Here is an 18,952-nt window from a genome sequence, read left to right as displayed (position 1 = left end):
TCGTCATGAATTTATTTATCAGCCGCATTACCATTATTATTACCACTACCATTCTCACACGACTGGTGGTTATTGGCTGACGTATAAAAAAGAAGTATTTTATCGAAGTCTGTGACCATCAAGGTTACGGACTTTTTTTGTTTTTAGGGGATGTAAAAATGCGTGTATTAAAGTTTGGTGGATCGTCATTAGCAACTGCAGATAGGTTTATCCAGGTTGCTAAGATCATCAAAGAAAAAAGTAAAGACTCACCACTAGCTGTAGTGGTTTCTGCGCCACAAGGTGTAACGAATCATTTAGTTGCAATGGCTGAAAATATTACAGATGAAGTAAAGCTTAGCAGTGACTTAATTCAGTTTAACCGCGCTATAACCACTATTGTTGAAGATCTATCCACTAAAATACCTACATTCTCTGGACAAGCAACACATGAATTATTGGCTACTTGGGAACACAAACTAGGGCGTTACTTGCAAGGCGCTGTAATGCTCTCATACTGTCCTGACCATATACGTGCAATTATAATTAGTATTGGTGAGCGTATGAGTGTTTCAATCTTAACCTCCTTGTTAAAAACTAATGAAATTAACGCTTCTATTATCGAACCAGAAAAGTTTCTTTACACGAATAATGTTTCTTTAAATGCTTTAGCTGATTTAGTGTTATGTAAAGAGGCGTTCCAAAAAGAATACAGTGAGTTAAATCGTGTTTCGCTTATGCCCGGTTTTATTGGCACGAGCGAAAAAGGTAGCATAACAACCTTAGGTCGTAATGGCTCTGACTATTCCGCAGCTGTTTTAGCTGTGTGTTCACAAGCAGAATGTTGCGAAATATGGACAGATGTAGATGGTGTATATAATGCAGATCCGCGCTTGATTAAAGATGCAACTTTACTTGATTATTTATCGTATCAGGAAGCGATGGAGCTCTCTTATTTTGGTGCGAGTGTATTACACCCCAAAACCATTGGCCCAATTGCTCAATACCATATCCCTTGTTTAATTAAAAACACTGGCAACCCAGAAGCCCAAGGTACTTTAATTGCTAACGAAAACGATAAGAAAAAACAAGTAAAGGCTATTTCTAATCTTGATAACTTAACTATGGTTAACGTTTCAGGTCCAGGTATGAAAGGTATGGTTGGCATGGCAAGCCGAGTTTTTGCAACGATGAGCCGTGAAAATATATCATTAGTGTTAATTAGCCAATCTTCCAGTGAATATTGTATTAGCTTTTGTATTTATTCTGCTGATGCTGCTATTGCTGAAAGCTGTTTGAAGCAAGAGTTTGAACTAGAATTACTCAATGGCTTGCTTGAACCAATAGGTTTGAAACACGAACTTTCTATTGTTTCATTAGTCGGAGATGGTATGCACCATCAACAGGGTGTTGCGGCGAAGTTTTTTAGCTCGTTGGCCCAAGCGCGTGTAAACGTGGTTGCCATAGCCCAAGACTCTTCAGAACGAAGCATTTCAGTGGTTATTGAGAAACGTAAATGTACTGCTGCTATGAAAGTCAGTCATCAGAACTTCTTCTCTCATAAACCGACTATCGATGTATTCTTGGTAGGTTGTGGTGTAGTGGGAAGTGAACTTATTGCGCAAATCTTCCGTCAACAAGCAAAATTGAAAGAACAAAATATATCTTTGAAAGTTTATGGCTTAGCAAATAGCAAGGGTATGGTTTTTGAAGCTGATGGTATTGATTTGGAGAACTGGCAAGGTCTTCTGGGTAAAGATCCCGTTGAAGTTAATGCTGAAAATATTAAGCAATTTGTTCGTGATCATCATTTAATTAATCCCGTCTTGGTAGACTCTACATCGAATGAAATATTAGCGATGAGCTATGTTGATTTTTTACAAGAAGGATTTCATGTAGTTACGCCAAATAAAAAAGCGAATACTGATTCTTGGGAATACTACCAAGCATTAAGAAAGGCAGCGCAAACAACTAATCGTCGTTTTTTATATGAAACAACGGTGGGAGCAGGTCTACCGGTAATTGATACCTTACAAAGTTTAATTAAAGCGGGTGATGAGTTAGTTCAGTTTGAAGGGGTGTTGTCAGGTTCGCTTTCTTATATTTTTGGCAAACTAGACGAAGGTATGAGTTTATCACAAGCAACAAAAATCGCTAAAGAGAATGGTTTTACTGAACCAGATCCTCGTGACGACCTTAGTGGTTTAGATGTTGCTCGTAAATTATTAATTATGGCGCGTGAAGCTGGAATGAAATTAGAATTATCTGATATTGAAATTGAACCTGTTTTACCTCAAGGCTTTGATGATAGTGGCGATGTTTCACAATTTATGGCAAATATAGTTACATTGGATGATGCTTTTGCACAACGGGTTGAAGCAGCTAAAGATGAAGGTAAAGTTCTGCGCTATATCGGTAATATTATTAATGGTAAATGTCGTGTTTCAATAGAAGCAGTTGGAGTGGGTCACCCTCTATACAGTATTAAAGATGGTGAAAATGCTCTTGCTATACATAGTCGTTATTATCAACCATTACCTTTTGTGTTAAGAGGTTACGGTGCAGGAGCTGAAGTGACAGCTGCGGGGGTTTTTGGTGACTTGTTAAGAACATTGGCTTGGGAGCAACAACACTAATGTCTATTTCAGTTTTTGCTCCAGCCTCAATTGGCAACGTTAGCGTAGGGTTTGATGTATTAGGATTGAGCGTAAAACCTATTGACGGAACATTGCTAGGCGATGTAGTGTCTATCGTACAAGCAGATAAAGACAGTTTGTCTGTTATTGGCGAGTTCTCGAATAAGCTACCAGGAAATGTGAAAGATAATATTGTCTGGCACTGTTTAACTTTATTTAATAAAGCGATGGCGCAAGCTGGACATAACACAGTAAAGTTAGCCTTAACATTAGATAAGAGAATGCCAGTAGGTAGTGGCTTAGGTTCAAGTGCCTGTTCGGTTGTTGCAGCACTTGAAGGATTAAATCAGTTTTATCAACAATTCAATAATACGGGCTTTAATCAAAAGAAAATGCTATTAATGATGGGCGAAATGGAAGCTCAAATTAGTGGAAGCCTACATTACGATAATGTTGCGCCTTGTTATTTAGGAGGCATGCAGCTGATGGTGCCTGACGCTAATATTATTAGCAGAGATTTACCACAGTTTGATGATTGTTTTTATGTGATGGCCTATCCAGGCATTTCAGTATCAACTAAAGCTGCTCGTGAAGTGCTTCCCGCTCATTATAACAGGGCTGATTTAATTACTTTTGGGCAGAACTTGGCTACTTTTGTTGACGCATGTCATCGAAATGATAAAGCTCAAGCATTCTCAGTGTTAACAGATGTGGTTGCTGAAAAGTATCGTCAACATTTATTGCCTAAATTTATTGAAGCTAAGCAATATCTAGTTTCTCAAGGGTGTTTAGCCGTTGGTATTTCTGGTTCGGGTCCTACGTTATTTTGCGTTGTTGATGATGAAGCTAAAGCGAATAAGTTTGCTAAGTGGCTTAAAATAAATTATTTACAAACTGAGACTGATGGTAAAAACTATGGTTTTGTTCATGTTTGTAAAGTAGATAATCAGGGTGCGTGTGTGATTGAAAACGACACATAGCACAACAGTTAATCGTGTTAAATTGATAGAAATTTAATACTGTTACCACGTATATAAAGTGTAATAGGGTTTTAGAGTGAAATTTTATAATTTAAAAGAAAATAATGAAGTGGTGAGTTTTGCGGGGGCAGTTAAACAAGGTTTAGGGCGTAATCAAGGATTGTTTTTTCCTGAGAGTGTTCCCGCGATAGCTGATATTGAAGCACTACTTGCATTACCTTCAATAGAACGCAGTGTAAAGGTACTCTACCCTTTTGTGAGTGATGATTTAACTGAAAGCGAGTTATTGGCGATAGTCACTGAAGCCTTTAATTTTCCTGCTCAAATTCAACCAATAAGCGAAAAACGTGCAATTTTAGAGTTATTTCATGGGCCTACACTCGCATTTAAAGATTTTGGCGCTCGCTTTATGGCTAAATGTTTGCAAAAATTTAGTAAAGACAAAAAAATCACTATTTTAACTGCTACATCAGGGGATACCGGAGCCGCTGTTGCTCATGCATTTCATGGCATTGCTAATATTAGAGTTGTAATTCTTTATCCAAAAGGAAAAATCAGCTTATTACAAGAAAAAATGTTTACGACGCTTGGTGGTAATATAGAAACATTGGCGATCGATGGTAGCTTTGATGACTGTCAAGCTCTCGTAAAGCAAGCATTTGATGACAACGAACTTAAAGATGAGATTGGCTTAAACTCTGCTAATTCAATTAATATCAGCCGCTTATTGGCACAGATTTGTTATTACTTTGAAGCAATAGCACAGCTTTATCGTCAAAAAGGTGATAAAGCATTAGACAATATTGTTTTTTCTGTACCTAGTGGCAACTTTGGTAATTTAACCGCTGGCTTATTTGCTAAAGCGATGGGTTTACCTATTAAACGTTTTATCGCCGCAACAAATGCTAATGACACAGTCCCACGATATTTGCAGACTGGTGAATGGTCACCAAATGAAACCATTGCAACAATGTCTAACGCAATGGATGTGAGCAATCCTAACAATTGGCCTCGCGTTGAACACATGTTGAAGTCGGGTATTGTAGAAGAGGGTTGTGTAAGCTCAGTATCTATCGATGAAGAGCAAACACAAATGACAATGATAGCATTGGCAAAGCTTGGCTATATAAGTGAACCGCATGCGGCAGTTGCATATAAAGCGCTGCAGTACAACGCAAATGATGAAGAGTTTGGCGTGTTTTTAGGTACTGCTCATCCAGCTAAATTTAAAGATGTGGTTGAAAGTACGTTGGGGCAGCCAATCGGTTTACCTAAAGAGCTAGCTGATTGTGCAAGCGAAACTATATTGTCAAAAGATATGGACGTTAATTTTGCAGATATGAGAGCGTACTTATTAGCTGGGAACTAAAGGTAACACCGTTTTACATGAACAGCTATGCAGTCCCTCAGTTGGATTGATAAAGTTTTCAAATTTTAATTTTTAAGAGCAGTACTCAACTGCTCTTTTTTATCAGGGAAATAAATGAATTTACCACCTGTATGGCAATCAACCTTTGAACAAGAACAAGCCAAACCATATTACATCGCTTTACAAGCAGAAATAACTCATCAAAGAGCGATTGGAGAGGCTATTTATCCTGAACAAGCCCATGTTTTTTCTGCGTTTAATTATAAAGATTTGCCTGATGTTAAAGTGGTAATACTTGGGCAAGATCCGTATCATGGTGTGGGATTAAATGGGCAACCGCAAGCACATGGACTTGCTTTTTCAGTACAGCCTCCAACTAAAGTGCCCCCTTCATTAATCAATATTTATAAAGAGTTAGCTCAAGATGTTGATGGTTTTTTCATACCTGAACACGGCAACTTATCGGCTTGGGCAGAGCAAGGTGTTTTATTGTTAAATACGGTGTTAACTGTAAAAAAAGGACAAGCTAATTCACATGCGAAGCTTGGCTGGGAAACCTTTACAGACGCTATTATTGAGGCGATTAATTTAAATAACTCAGGTTGTGTATTTATCTTGTGGGGCAGTCATGCTCAGAAAAAAGGAAAGCATATTGATCGTAATAAACACTGCGTTTTAACAGGGCCACATCCTTCACCATTATCAGCTTATCGAGGTTTTTTTGGTTGTCAGCACTTTTCAAAAGCTAATCAATGGCTTTTAAAAAAAGATATTAAAGCAATTGATTGGTGTATTTAATCATTTTTATTTAGCGCCAGCGCCACTGTATTTGGCTAGTTTTTTCTCTGTTATATTTCGCTTAAAAAAATTAATGACCTACATGGCCACAAAGTAGGAGATCGTATTTTATGCCACCTGAGCGAACTAATTTCAGTTAACATCAGAGATGTTGATCTTTTAGCCCGTTGGGGTGGGGATGAATTTGTCATTATTTTACCTGAACTAGATCTTGAGCAAGCTAAGTTAGCCTGTGAAAAGCTTAAATCTCTTATCAATAGTAATCCGATAAGTTGTGATTTATCGGTAACCTGTAGCTTTGGCGTTGCGCAATACCATTTGGGTGACACGTTAAATGAACTTTTTGTTCGTGTAGATAAATTATTGTACAGCGCAAAGCAACAAGGCCGAAATACAGTCCAAACTTAGATAATGAGACGCGCTAGGTTGTGGTCTTTATACTAATCAGCTGAAATCACTTTCCAATAATGCGCTAAAGAAATAGCGTATCGGTTGAATAATCTTATTAAGATGTTAAAAGTAGAAATATTTTGCGTAATATCTCTTCTGATTGGTTTTGTATTGCTTATGGTTGCATTATTGGTAAAATTTAACCACTGTAATAATTGTCAACCAGAGTGATTTTATGTCTTTAGAGCACTATTTTTCACAATTTCGCCACCATATTATTGGTCAAGACTTAACACATACCATTAATGGTGTGGACCATAAAATAGTTTACGCAGACTGGACCGCAAGCGGTCGGCTATATCGACCTGTTGAAGATTATATTACCAACGTTCTTGGGCCTTATGTTGCCAATACTCATACAGAAACGAACTTGACGGGCTGTGCGATGACACATGCATATCACGATGCGCAAAAAGTTATTAAAAAGCATGTAAACGCTTGTGATAATGATATTTTAATTACTGCTGATGCGGGTATGACTGGTGTGATCAATAAGTTTCAACGCTTACTTGGATTGCGTATTCCTGAAAGAATGCAGTCGCAAGTTCATTTTTCTGATGAAGATAAACCTGTTGTTTTTATTACGCATATGGAGCATCACTCAAATCAAACTTCTTGGTATGAATGCGATGTAACCTTGGAAATAGTAGATCCTAATAACGATGGACTACCTTCTCTCGCACACCTCGAACAACTATTAATAAAGTATGCAGATCGTAAGGTTAAAATCGGCTCATTTACTGCTTGTTCTAATGTTACCGGTATAAAAACACCCTATCATCAGCTTGCTGAAATTATGCATGAGCATGGTGGCTTATGTTTTGTCGATTTTGCCTGCTCAGCACCTTACGTTGATATTGATATGCATCCGACAAATGCAAAACAATCGTTAGATGCTATATATTTTTCACCTCATAAATTTCTAGGTGGGCCTGGTAGCTCAGGAGTCTTGCTGTTTAATAAAGCTTTGTATAAGAACAGAGTACCAGATCATCCTGGTGGTGGTACGGTAACTTGGACTAACCCTTGGGGTAAACATAGTTTTTTTAATAATATAGAAATGAGAGAGGATGGCGGAACACCAGGCTTTTTACAATGTATTAGAACTGCGTTAGCCATTAAAGTAAAAGAGGCTATGGGAGTTAATAATATAGCCAAAAGGGAACAAGAGATAACAGATTATGTAATGGATAGGCTAAGTCAAAATGACAGGGTGGTAATGCTAGAGCCCAAAATTCGAGACCGTTTAGCGATAGTCTCATTTTATGTTAGAGATGCTCACTATAACCTTGTTGTTCGCTTGCTCAATGATAAGTTTGGTATTCAAACACGTGGTGGCTGTTCTTGTGCAGGCACATACGGGCACATTTTATTAAACGTTGATCAAGACACATCTTCAAAAATAACGCAGCAAATAGATTTAGGTGATTTTGCTGGAAAACCGGGTTGGATTAGAGCTTCTTTTCATCCTACTATGACAGATAAAGAAATCGCTTTTGTCGTTGATGCAATAAACCAAGTAACAGAAAATATTGAATTATGGGGTAAGGAGTATCGTTTTGATCCTGCTTGCGGGGATTTTACCTATGCCAATAACAAGGTTGCTTATCCAAGTCTTGATGGTTTTTCTGCGTTAATGTGTAATCCAATTAGATCAACAGCCCCTTCATTGATGAAAAAGCTGTTTGGTTAGGTTAGATTAACTATATCTGTGCTAGCGCTAATTTAACGATCTAGCACAGATATAATTGAAAATTAATGTAATATTCTTGCTTTAATCGTTCCTTTGATCTGTTTTAATTCTCTTAATGCAAGGTCACTATTTTCTGCTTCAATATCTATTACTACGTATCCGATCTTTGAATCTGTTTGTAAGTATTGGGCGGCAATATTAATATTGTGCTCAGCAAAAGCTTGGTTAATTTTTGTTAAAATACCGGGCTGGTTATGATGAATATGTAACAAACGACGTGCGCCAACATATTCAGGTAATGATACTTCAGGAAAGTTCACCGCGGATAATGTGGAACCATTATCAGAATACTTTGCAAGTTTGCTAGCAACTTCCAATCCAATATTTTCTTGCGCCTCTTTAGTGCTACCACCAATATGAGGGGTAAGAATAACGTTATCAAATGCTCGTAACGGTGAAATAAATTCTTCGTCATTACCCTTAGGCTCTATTGGAAATACATCAATAGCTGCTCCTGATACTTTTTTAGTTGCTAAGGCATCAGCGAGTGCCTCTATATCTACTACGGTACCGCGGGAAGCATTAATAAAAACAACACCGTCTTTCATAACTTCAAATTCAGCTGCGCCCATCATGTTTTGAGTTTGTGCAGTTTCAGGTACATGTAAACTAATAATATCTGATTCTTGAAGTAAAGAAGTAAGTGAGGTTGCTTGACTGGCATTACCTAAAGGTAACTTAGTTTCAATATCATAAAAGCGTACTTTCATACCTAAGGTTTCAGCTAATATGCCTAACTGCATACCAATATGACCGTAACCAATGATCCCCAGTATTTTGCCTCTAGCTTCAACAGAACCTGCTGCAGATTTATTCCATACACCACGATGAGCTTGCGCACTTTTTTCAGGAATACCGCGAAGGAGCAATAATAACTCACCAATAACTAACTCCGCGACGGAGCGAGTGTTAGAAAATGGCGCATTAAATACAGGGATACCACGTGATTGTGCAGCGGCAATATCAACTTGGTTAGTACCAATACAAAAACAGCCAATAGCAACTAATTTTTTTGCGTGATTAATAACTTTTTCAGTTAATTGGGTGCGGGATCTGATACCAATAAAGTGAACTGAAGCGATCTTTTCAATGAGCTCTTCTTCACTTAGAGATGTTTTAAGGTATTCAATGTTAGTGTAACCCTTGGACTTTAATTCTTCTAATGCGCTCTGGTGTACACCTTCTAATAATAAAATCTTAATTTTTTCTTTTGCTAAAGAGTTATTGCTCATGATTAACATTCTCTAAGTTATTTTTCTTTTAGATGGCTAGATATCTAAAACTACCCACCTAAATTATCATATAGTGTATAAACTCTAAAGTGTTATTTTATGATTTTTGGACCTAGCGCAGTGCCAAGGATCAAAATATCTGCGCAGCGATGCGCAAAAAGGCCATTAGTAACAACGCCTACTAATGCATTGATATCTGATTCAAGCTGCTTTGGATTAATTATGTCTAAGTTATGCACATCAAGAATTACATTACCATTGTCTGTGACCACGCCTTGGCGATAAACAGGATCTCCGCCAAGCTTTACAAGCTCTCTTGCTATGTAACTTCGTGCCATTGGAATAACCTCTACTGGCAATGGAAATTTGCCAAGCATTGGCACTTGTTTGCTCTCATCGGCAATGCAAATAAACGTTTTAGCGACAGCAGCTACTATTTTTTCACGAGTGAGCGCTGCACCACCGCCTTTGATCATGTGCATGTGTTCGGTAATTTCGTCGGCACCATCAACATAAACGTCAATAGCGTCTATATTATTTAAATCAAATACCTCTATACCTAAGGCCATTAATCGTTTTGTAGACTCTTCAGAGCTTGATACCGCACCTGAAATACGATCTTTTTTTGTAGCTAAAGCGTCAATAAAGTAATTTACAGTAGAGCCTGTACCTACACCTACAATTGTATCGTCTTTAACAAATTCTAGCGCTTTTACTGCGGCTGATTTTTTCATTTCATCTTGTGTCATACCAGATCCTTGAAGAGTTATTGATGTGTTAGTTGAATGTATTATATACCCATTGGTATGGCATTTGTTATTTAAACAGTGAAATCATAAATAGCTGTAGGGGTAACTATTTTTGCAAGTGGAATATCCCAGTCTTGAACCGCTAGACGTTCAACTTTTTGGCAGTCATGAGCTAAACCAATTGGGCGTGGCTTAGCGTTAATATCACTCTGAAATTGCTGGTACCATTTGCTTAAGGTTCGATCATAAAAACCACCACCCATACCCATTCTGTTACCTTCAGCATCAAAGGCAACCAGAGGTGTAAAGATAATGTCGAGATCTGACGTTGAAATAATATCAAGTACACTAAGCTTAGGCTCTAGAATGCCATATATATTAGCTTTCATTTGGCTGTGTTGATGGTAGCGCAAAAACAGTAACTGGCCTTTACTAAAAGGGTGAAGAACGGGTAAATATGTATTAATGCCTTGCTGCCAGCACCACTGTATAAATAATTCAGGATTAAGTTCGCCATCATTACTTAAGTAAATTGCAATATTATTAGCCTGCCCAACATCAACTAGCTCACGCAATTGTATTAAAAGTGCTTCGCTAGCAATGCTCTGCTCTTGAAATGATAATGCTTTTCGGCGCTGGCGTATTTTTGCACGAACGGCATGGGCTGAATTCGTTGAAAAGGATGGTTTATTCACAAAGCTTGCCCTGACGATATATTTGCTTGTTAATTTAAACAAAAAAAAAGCAGTGAACAAGTTATTGTTTCACTGCTTTTATAACTAATAATTAGTTTTTATTGCATTGTAGGAACTACGTCTTCAGGTTTAATCTTCTTTTCATCATTTTCGTCTTGTAAGCTTTCCCAGAAACGAGTTTTTAAGCTAAAGAGTAGGATCATTATACCAATACCAATACTAAATAAGCTGATTTGTAAGTAAAGTTGAGGTAATTGATCGATAGCATTTGGATCAAAGTTACCCGCTAACAATCCTGAAATAATGTTACCTATTGAATAAGTTAGTACAAATACCCCCATCATTTGACCTGCAAAGCGACGTGGAGAAAGCTTACTAATTGCACTTAATGCAACAGGGCTTAAACATAGTTCACCAACCGTGTGTAAAAAGTATGTAGCAATTAACCAATATGGTGCAACTTTTAAACCAGATGCTGCCCATTGCGCTGCAAGGAACATTAGGATAAAGCCACTAGCCATAATAATTAAACCAACAGCACATTTTATGCCGTAAGCAGGTGTAACATAGCGTTTACCTATATTAATCCAAAGGGCTGCGAAAAATGGTGACAATACCACAATAAACATTGAGTTTAATGACTGGAACCAACCCGTTGGTACTTCAAAACTTCCAACAAAACGGTCTGTGTAATCTCTGGCAAATAAATTCATTGAAGAACCCGCTTGCTCGAAACCTGACCAAAAGAAAGCTGAAGCAATACACACTAGTAGAAGAGCGCCAAGGCGTTTCTTCTCGTTAGTCGTTAAATTACCAAACCAGTAAATAGCCACATAATATGCGACAAATATAGCAGTGAAACTAATCGCTACATATTCAGCAACAGTAACAGGATCTATTGTTAAACCACCAGTTAATGCCATATAAGCAATAATACCAATAGCGCCAAGTACACCAATGATAATAGACCAACTAATTTTTTCACCTTTTGGTGATAGTGGAGATTCAGGCTTATCACCAATAGAATTTAGTTTCGGAAGTGTTCTTTTATATTGAATTAAACCAATTGCCATACCAATAGCTGCAGCACCAAAGGCCCAGTGCCAACCTTGATATTCCATTAAATATCCACAAATAAGATTACCAAGTATTGAACCAATATTAATGCCCATATAGTAAATGGCAAAGCCACTATCGCGTCGTACATCTTTATCAGAATATAACTGCCCAACTAGCGCTGCGATATTTGGTTTAAGTAAGCCTGTTCCTAAAATAACTAGGATCAAGCCAACAAAAAAGGTTTTGTCGTTAGGGATTGCTAACACAATATGGCCAAACATAATAATAAGGCCGCCATACCAAACTGCGCGTTGACCACCTAATAGTCGATCAGAAATCCAGCCGCCAGGTAGGCCCATAAAGTATACACAGCCGGTGTATAAACCATAAATAGCGGTAGCCGAGGCAACGGTAAGTGCTAAACCACCCTCTTGAAGGGTTGCGGTCATAAATAACACTAACAGCATACGCATGCCGTAGTAACTCATTCGCTCCCACATTTCGGTGAAAAATAAGGTTTGTAAACCTGCTGGTTGACCAAAAAATGTTTTTTCGGTTTGCGTTGTCATAAAGTTTCCTTCCAGATTGCTTCATTACTTTGTAATTATTATTTGTTGCTTTAAATTTAAACGAATTGAATAAAAAGTAACACGAAATGATGCATATTAAATAAAATCTGCGCTTGTTATACCGAGGAAAATCGATAAGTGCAAGTTCTTGGTGCTTTCATATGCAGGGTACTATGAAAGTTTTATTTACATAAATTAAGTGAATTATAATTTAATATAAGGCCGATATATTCAACTTTCCCCAAGGTTTATATAACTTTTACTAGTCTTCATTTGTTAATTAATAGTAAGATTGATCTATTAAATGTTTCTAAGATAGATATACGTTAAATATAAAAGGATTGAGTGCGAACTATGTTTCATACATTAGAGAATACTAAAGTAGCTGTTATTGGTTTAGGATATGTTGGCTTGCCGCTCGCAGTTGAGTTTGGTAAAAAATACCCGACCTTAGGCTTTGATATAAACAAACAACGCGTTCAAGAACTTAATCAAGGTAATGATTTTACCTTAGAGGTATCAAAAGAAGAAATGGCAGACTCGCCATTAATTCGCTATTCAGCAGAAGTTGCCGCGCTAAAAGAGTGCAATGTCTATATCGTAACTGTGCCAACTCCAATTGATCAACATAAACAGCCTGATTTAACTCCGCTAATAAAAGCGAGTCAGATGCTTGGTAGCGTTATTTCCAAAGGTGACATTGTTATATACGAATCAACCGTTTTCCCCGGTGCTACTGAAGATGAGTGTTTGCCTGAAATAGAAAAAGTGTCTGGTCTGATTTTTAACAAAGACTTTTTTGCCGGTTATAGCCCAGAACGAATTAATCCAGGTGATAAAGAGCATAGAGTTACCAATATTTTAAAAGTAACGTCTGGTTCTACACCTGAGATTGCTCAATTTATTGATAGCTTGTACGCCTCTATTATCACGGCGGGGACTTATTTAGCGTCTTCAATTAAAGTGGCAGAAGCAGCTAAAGTAATAGAGAACACACAAAGAGACTTAAATATTGCGTTAATTAATGAGCTTGCAGTAATTTTTAATAAACTAGGTATTGATACCGAGGAAGTACTAAAAGCGGCGGGGACTAAATGGAATTTTCTTCCGTTTCGTCCTGGGCTAGTTGGCGGTCATTGTATTGGTGTTGACCCTTACTATCTAACACATAAGGCGCAGTCTATTGGGTATAACCCTGAAGTTATTTTAGCCGGTAGACGTATCAATGATGGTATGGGGGCTTATGTCGTTGCACAATTAACTAAGCAAATGATTAAACGTAAAATACAAATTAATGGTGCAAACGTGCTCGTTATGGGATTAACCTTTAAAGAAAATTGCCCTGATGTTCGTAATACAAAAGTTGTTGATATTCTTTCTGAGTTGGGTGAATACTACGTAAATGTTGATGTATATGACCCTTGGGTAAATCCAGATGAAGCCAAACATGAATATGGTGTTGATTTAATTAAACACCCTGAAAAGAATAAATATGATGCGGTAATTTTTGCCGTTGCTCATCACCAGTTTAAAGCACTTACTGCTGAAGATATTAAAGGTTACTTAAAAGCAGATCATGTTATTTACGATTTAAAATATATGCTTGATCCTGCACTTGCTGATATCCGTTTATAGCTTACAGCTAATTAAAACTTAATGATTGAGTGCCAATAAAGCAATTTATTGGCATTTTCATTTATTTCAGCTGTCGGTGCCATTGTGCCAAGCAAATAGGCAGTGTTAAACTAGCCAGTAATTATCAAGCAATAATAAATGGACGTTGTATGAGTCAATATCATCTAATTCAAGCACAATTACAAACTACACAGCATACTTGGCTAGTAACAGGTTGTGCGGGCTTTATTGGCTCTAACCTACTAGAAACTTTGTTGTTACTTAACCAAAAAGTAATTGGTTTAGATAACTTTGCAACTGGCCACCAAAAAAACTTAGATGAAGTACAAAGTACAGTTTCAGAGCAACAGTGGAATAGCTTTACTTTTATTAAAGGTGATATTCGTGAGTTAAGCGATTGTCAGCAAGCAGTGAATGGAGTTGACTATATTCTTCATCAAGCTGCCTTAGGTTCTGTACCACGCTCTATTGCTGATCCAATTACAACCAATGCAGCTAATGTTACTGGCTTTTTAAATATGTTAGTAGCAGCTAAAGAAGCCAAGGTTAAAACCTTTGTATATGCTGCGTCAAGTTCAACTTATGGCGATCATCCGGCATTACCAAAAATTGAAGAAAATATTGGTAACCCATTGTCACCTTATGCCGTTACTAAATATGTTAATGAACTTTATGCCGATGTCTTTAAACGCACGTATGATTTGAACAGCATAGGACTTCGTTATTTTAATGTGTTTGGCAAGCGTCAAGACCCAGATGGTGCATACGCAGCTGTTATTCCTAAGTGGACTGCGGCAATGTATAACCAAGAAGATGTTTTTGTGAATGGAGATGGTGAAACTTCTCGCGACTTTTGTTTTGTCGAAAATGCAGTGCAAGCTAATATTCTAGCTGCGCTAGCGAATGACGAGGGTAAAAACCAAGTATATAATGTTGCTGTAGGCGATAGAACCACGTTAAATATTCTGTTTGATAGTTTAAAAGTTGCTTTGGCGGAAAATAATGTCAATGTAGATAAAGCTCCTGTTTATCGAGATTTTAGAGCAGGTGATGTTCGTCATTCACAAGCTGATATTTCAAAGGCTAAAAAGCTATTAGGCTATGAACCTGAGTATCGCATTCAACAAGGTATCACGAAAGCAATGAAGTGGTATGTTAGCAACCTATAAGTAAGTTAAGCGTAGCTAATCGGTTATATAAGAAGCTCAAATAAACTATCAGCTTACTTTGAAATTAAATGGATTAAAAGAGACGAACAATGACTAACAATATAAAAAAAGCTGTGATCCCTGTCGCTGGATTAGGCACAAGAATGTTACCAGCAACTAAAGCCATACCTAAAGAAATGTTGCCAATAGTAGATAAACCATTAATTCAATATATAGTGAATGAATGTGTAGCTGCTGGTATTAAAGAAATTGTTCTTGTTACTCATTCATCTAAGAATGCAATAGAAAACCATTTTGATAAGTCATTTGAACTAGAAACTACGCTTGAAAAACGGGTAAAGCGCCAATTATTAGACGAAATACAAGCTATTTGTCCTAAAGATGTCACTATTATGCATGTTCGTCAGGGTGAAGCTAAAGGATTAGGTCATGCAGTCTTAAAAGCAAGGCCATTAATAGGTGAACAACCTTTTGTAGTTGTTCTACCAGACGTGATTTTAGATGACGCAAGTGCAAATTTAAAAACAGAAAACCTTGCTGCTATGCTCAAACGTTTTGAAGAAACGGGGCAAAGCCAAATTTTAGTTGAACCTGTACCTGCCGAAATGGTGAGTAGTTATGGTATTGCTGATTGTAATGGGGAGTCACTTAACGCTGGCGAATCTAAAGTGATGACACAAGTTGTTGAAAAACCAGCAATTGACGAAGCGCCGTCTAACTTAGCGGTTGTTGGTCGTTATGTACTTTCTGCACCTATTTGGGATTTACTTGAGTTTACACCACCGGGTGCAGGTGATGAGATTCAGTTAACTGATGCTATTGCAAGCTTGATGAAACTAGAGCCTGTTGAGGCTTTTCATATGACAGGAAAATCTCACGACTGTGGTTCTAAAATGGGTTATATGAAAGCTAACGTTGAATACGCACTCCGTCATCATGAATTAGGTGATGAGTTTAGCGACTATCTTAAAAATTTAATAAAAACGCTTTAACAGCATTAGTTATCATGGTGGCTTAAATGGAATTATCAAACGCTAGTCAAATGGCTTTGCAGGCAAAAGAGCGAACAATAGCTTCATTGTTTACAAATGATGATCGTGCAAAAAGTATGTCTATAAAAGCTGCCAGCTTATTCCTTGATTACTCAAAACAAAATATTAACGATGATGAGCTAGCTACTTTATTTTCTTGGGCAAAAGAGCAAAAGCTTACCGAAAATATTACTCGTATGTTTGCTGGTGAAAAAATTAATAACACTGAAAATAGAGCTGTATTGCATACGGTTTTACGCGCACCTAATTCTGTTAAGCAAACCATTTTAAAAACCGAAGCAGATGAGGTTATTGAGACCGAAAAGCGGGTTGAACAAATTGTTAATAATATCCGCTCAGGTAAATCTGTTTCGGCCGCAGGTAAGCGATTTACTGATGTGCTTGTTATTGGTATTGGTGGCTCTTTTTACGGGGTTAAAGTCGCACTGTCAGCGTTAAATCCTTTTTGTAGCCCGTCATTATCAGTGCATGTACTTGCTAATATCGATGGTGGAGCAGTTCATGAAAAGCTTGCTAAGTTGTCAGTAGATACCACCTTAGTGATCGTTATTTCAAAGACATTTACTACCCAAGAAACTATGCTTAACGCGCAAGCCGTTAAACAATGGATGCGAAGTAACGCTAATAATGAATTAATTGATTTTTCAGAGTTAATGCAATTGCAATGGTATGCGGTGAGCACGAACATTACAAAAGCAACTGAATTTGGCTTATCAGCTACTAATGTGCTCCCTATGTGGGACTGGGTTGGAGGTAGATTTTCACTGTGGTCAGCAGTTGGTTTACCCTTAGCGTTAGCCATTGGCAATAATGAATTCTCTCAATTGAAAAATGGTGCTTATGAAATGGATCAGCATTTTTTAACTAGTCAATTTGAGCAGAATATGCCAGTGATCATGGCATTAGTGGGGTTATGGAACCGAAATGTTTTAGGGCATTCAAGTTTAGCCATACTTCCTTATGATCACGGAATGAGAGCACTTCCAGGTTATCTACAACAAACTGATATGGAAAGTAATGGCAAATCTGTTAATAAACAAGGGGATCATCTTAGCTGTGCAACTGCTCCTATTGTGTTTGGGCAAGAAGGGACGAATAGTCAACATGCTTTTATGCAATTAATGCATCAAAGTAATGAAATAATTCCAACTGACTTTATTGTGGCTTTGCAAGGCTCATCTGACTTGAAAGAACATCATAAAGTACTTGTTGCCAATTGTTTTGCACAAAGTGAAGCATTGATGAAAGGTAAAACACTATTGCAAGCTCAGCAAGAATTGATTGAACAAAACTTTGACAAAGAAGACGCAGAACAGCTTGCTCCACATAAGGTCATGAAGGGGAATACTCCAAGTAATATGTTATTGCTTGATAAAGTTACACCTTATTCATTTGGTGCCTTATTGGCGCTGTATGAGCATAAAATCGCAGTACAAGGCTTTTTGTGGAACATTAATTCGTTTGACCAGTGGGGTGTAGAGCTAGGTAAACAACTGGGACAACAAATATTAGCGGTAATTGATGGTGGCGAAGATGTGTCATTATCCTCTTCAACCACTGCATTGATTAGTCAATTTAAATCAGCAAATTTCTGTAAATAAAAATATCGCGCTATAACTCAATCTCTTATTTCTTATTGGTATAACTAGTCTTTTTCTTATATGGAAAGATAAAATTATTTGTGTCAAAATAGCCTCATTAAATTTCACCCATGCTAGTGATAACGTAATGAAATTAACACATTTACAAAAATTAGAAGCAGAATCTATTCATATTATCCGCGAAGTAGCAGCTGAGTTTGATAAGCCAGTAATGCTTTATTCAGTCGGTAAAGACTCTGCAGTACTACTACATTTAGCCCGTAAAGCCTTTGCGCCAGGTAAAATTCCTTTTCCGTTATTACATGTTGATACAACATGGAAGTTCAAAGAGATGATCGCCTTTCGCGATGCCATGGCAAAAGACTATGGTTTTGAATTATTAGTGCATAAAAATCCCGAAGGGCTAGCGATGGATATTAATCCATTTGTACATGGTAGTGCTAAACATACCGATATTATGAAAACACAAGGCTTGAAGCAGGCATTGGACCAACATGGTTTTGATGCCGCATTTGGTGGAGCACGACGTGATGAAGAAAAGTCGCGTGCTAAAGAGCGAGTATATTCATTTAGAGATAAAAACCATCGCTGGGATCCTAAAAGCCAACGTCCAGAGTTGTGGAACGTTTATAATAGCAAAGTTAATAAAGGCGAAAGTATTCGCGTATTTCCGTTATCAAACTGGACTGAACTAGATATTTGGCAGTATATATATTTAGAAAGCATCCCAATTGTACCTCTATACCTTTCAGCAAAGCGACCTGTAGTTGAGCGTGATGGGACATTGATTATGGTTGATGATGAGCGTTTTCCGTTAGCAGAAGGCGAGCAAGTACAAATGAAAAATGTTCGCTTTAGAACCTTAGGTTGCTACCCATTAACGGGTGCGGTTGAGTCTGATGCTGAAACATTACCGGAAATAATTCAAGAAATGCTGTTAACCAAAACATCTGAGCGTCAAGGTCGTGTTATCGATCATGACTCGGCAGGCTCAATGGAAAAGAAAAAAATGGAAGGCTACTTCTAATACCAGTTTCATTAATTCAGTGATCTATTTTATACGCAGTAAAAACAGCCAAATACAAGGCGTTTATTTTCATAACTAGTTGTTCAGGGCAATTATGCTCCAGCATTGCCCACATAAGCTACATCCATGTAGCGATAATTATAAAATAAATAACGCAGTAGTTGACTGTTTTAGCCAGTAGAAATGATCACATAGTTAG

Annotated in this window: 15 protein-coding genes; 11 read left to right on the top strand and 4 right to left on the bottom strand. The window is 37.5% G+C overall.

Going from position 1 to position 18,952, the window contains the following annotated elements:
• Window positions 1-158: 158 nt before the first annotated feature.
• From thrA to QUD79_RS12750, 6 genes are all read left to right on the top strand, one after another.
• On the top strand, window positions 159-2,615 hold the full coding sequence (gene thrA, locus QUD79_RS12770) for a bifunctional aspartate kinase/homoserine dehydrogenase I (protein WP_184421508.1): 2,457 nt from the start codon (window positions 159-161) through the stop codon (window positions 2,613-2,615).
• Window positions 2,615-3,595: a homoserine kinase gene (gene thrB / locus QUD79_RS12765; RefSeq protein WP_184421511.1), complete on the top strand. Its 981-nt coding sequence runs from the start codon at window positions 2,615-2,617 to the stop codon at window positions 3,593-3,595. The genes thrA and thrB overlap by 1 nt, the downstream gene beginning before the upstream one ends.
• Before the next feature lie 76 nt (window positions 3,596-3,671).
• Window positions 3,672-4,964: a threonine synthase gene (thrC, locus tag QUD79_RS12760; protein ID WP_184421516.1), complete on the top strand. Its 1,293-nt coding sequence runs from the start codon at window positions 3,672-3,674 to the stop codon at window positions 4,962-4,964.
• 114 nt (window positions 4,965-5,078) lie between these two features.
• On the top strand, window positions 5,079-5,762 hold the full coding sequence (gene ung / locus QUD79_RS12755) for a uracil-DNA glycosylase (protein WP_184421519.1): 684 nt from the start codon (window positions 5,079-5,081) through the stop codon (window positions 5,760-5,762).
• 54 nt (window positions 5,763-5,816) lie between these two features.
• On the top strand, window positions 5,817-6,170 hold the full coding sequence (locus QUD79_RS17470) for a GGDEF domain-containing protein (protein WP_184421903.1): 354 nt from the start codon (window positions 5,817-5,819) through the stop codon (window positions 6,168-6,170).
• A gap of 217 nt (window positions 6,171-6,387) precedes the next feature.
• Window positions 6,388-7,905 carry an aminotransferase class V-fold PLP-dependent enzyme gene (locus QUD79_RS12750; protein WP_184421520.1) on the top strand — a complete coding sequence of 506 codons (1,518 nt, stop codon included), beginning with the start codon at window positions 6,388-6,390 and terminating at the stop codon, window positions 7,903-7,905.
• A gap of 62 nt (window positions 7,906-7,967) precedes the next feature.
• Here the strand turns inward: QUD79_RS12750 and serA are convergent, their stop codons facing one another.
• From serA to QUD79_RS12730, 4 genes are all read right to left on the bottom strand, one after another.
• Window positions 7,968-9,197: a phosphoglycerate dehydrogenase gene (gene serA / locus QUD79_RS12745; RefSeq protein WP_184421523.1), complete on the bottom strand. Its 1,230-nt coding sequence runs from the start codon at window positions 9,195-9,197 to the stop codon at window positions 7,968-7,970.
• A gap of 92 nt (window positions 9,198-9,289) precedes the next feature.
• Entirely contained in the window at window positions 9,290-9,946 is a 657-nt protein-coding gene (rpiA, locus tag QUD79_RS12740; protein ID WP_184421525.1) for a ribose-5-phosphate isomerase RpiA, read from the bottom strand.
• Window positions 9,947-10,017: 71 nt separating this feature from the next.
• A complete protein-coding gene (locus QUD79_RS12735) occupies window positions 10,018-10,641 on the bottom strand; it encodes a 5-formyltetrahydrofolate cyclo-ligase (protein ID WP_184421527.1) in 624 nt (207 codons plus the stop codon).
• A gap of 98 nt (window positions 10,642-10,739) precedes the next feature.
• Window positions 10,740-12,269 carry a peptide MFS transporter gene (locus QUD79_RS12730; protein WP_184421529.1) on the bottom strand — a complete coding sequence of 510 codons (1,530 nt, stop codon included), beginning with the start codon at window positions 12,267-12,269 and terminating at the stop codon, window positions 10,740-10,742.
• A 354-nt stretch (window positions 12,270-12,623) separates the two neighbouring features.
• Between QUD79_RS12730 and tviB the strand changes: the two genes are divergently transcribed.
• The 5 genes from tviB (at window position 12,624) to cysD (ending at window position 18,753) form a co-directional block, all read left to right on the top strand.
• Window positions 12,624-13,904 (top strand): Vi polysaccharide biosynthesis UDP-N-acetylglucosamine C-6 dehydrogenase TviB, encoded by a 1,281-nt coding sequence (tviB, locus tag QUD79_RS12725; protein ID WP_184421531.1) that lies wholly within the window; start codon window positions 12,624-12,626, stop codon window positions 13,902-13,904.
• Window positions 13,905-14,053: 149 nt separating this feature from the next.
• Window positions 14,054-15,073 (top strand): NAD-dependent epimerase/dehydratase family protein, encoded by a 1,020-nt coding sequence (locus tag QUD79_RS12720; protein WP_184421533.1) that lies wholly within the window; start codon window positions 14,054-14,056, stop codon window positions 15,071-15,073.
• An 89-nt stretch (window positions 15,074-15,162) separates the two neighbouring features.
• Complete coding sequence (galU, locus tag QUD79_RS12715; protein WP_184421535.1) at window positions 15,163-16,065, top strand: UTP--glucose-1-phosphate uridylyltransferase GalU; 903 nt, start codon at window positions 15,163-15,165, stop codon at window positions 16,063-16,065.
• A 26-nt stretch (window positions 16,066-16,091) separates the two neighbouring features.
• On the top strand, window positions 16,092-17,726 hold the full coding sequence (gene pgi, locus QUD79_RS12710) for a glucose-6-phosphate isomerase (RefSeq protein ID WP_184421537.1): 1,635 nt from the start codon (window positions 16,092-16,094) through the stop codon (window positions 17,724-17,726).
• Between the two features lie 88 nt (window positions 17,727-17,814).
• Window positions 17,815-18,753 carry a sulfate adenylyltransferase subunit CysD gene (gene cysD, locus QUD79_RS12705; RefSeq protein ID WP_286290802.1) on the top strand — a complete coding sequence of 313 codons (939 nt, stop codon included), beginning with the start codon at window positions 17,815-17,817 and terminating at the stop codon, window positions 18,751-18,753.
• Window positions 18,754-18,952: the final 199 nt, after the last annotated feature.

The sequence above is a fragment of the Thalassotalea piscium genome (assembly GCF_030295935.1).
GTDB classification, from domain to species: Bacteria; Pseudomonadota; Gammaproteobacteria; order Enterobacterales; family Alteromonadaceae; genus Thalassotalea_B; species Thalassotalea_B piscium.
The sequence above is the reverse complement of the archived record's forward strand: the minus strand, read 5'-3'. Positions and strand labels throughout refer to the sequence as shown.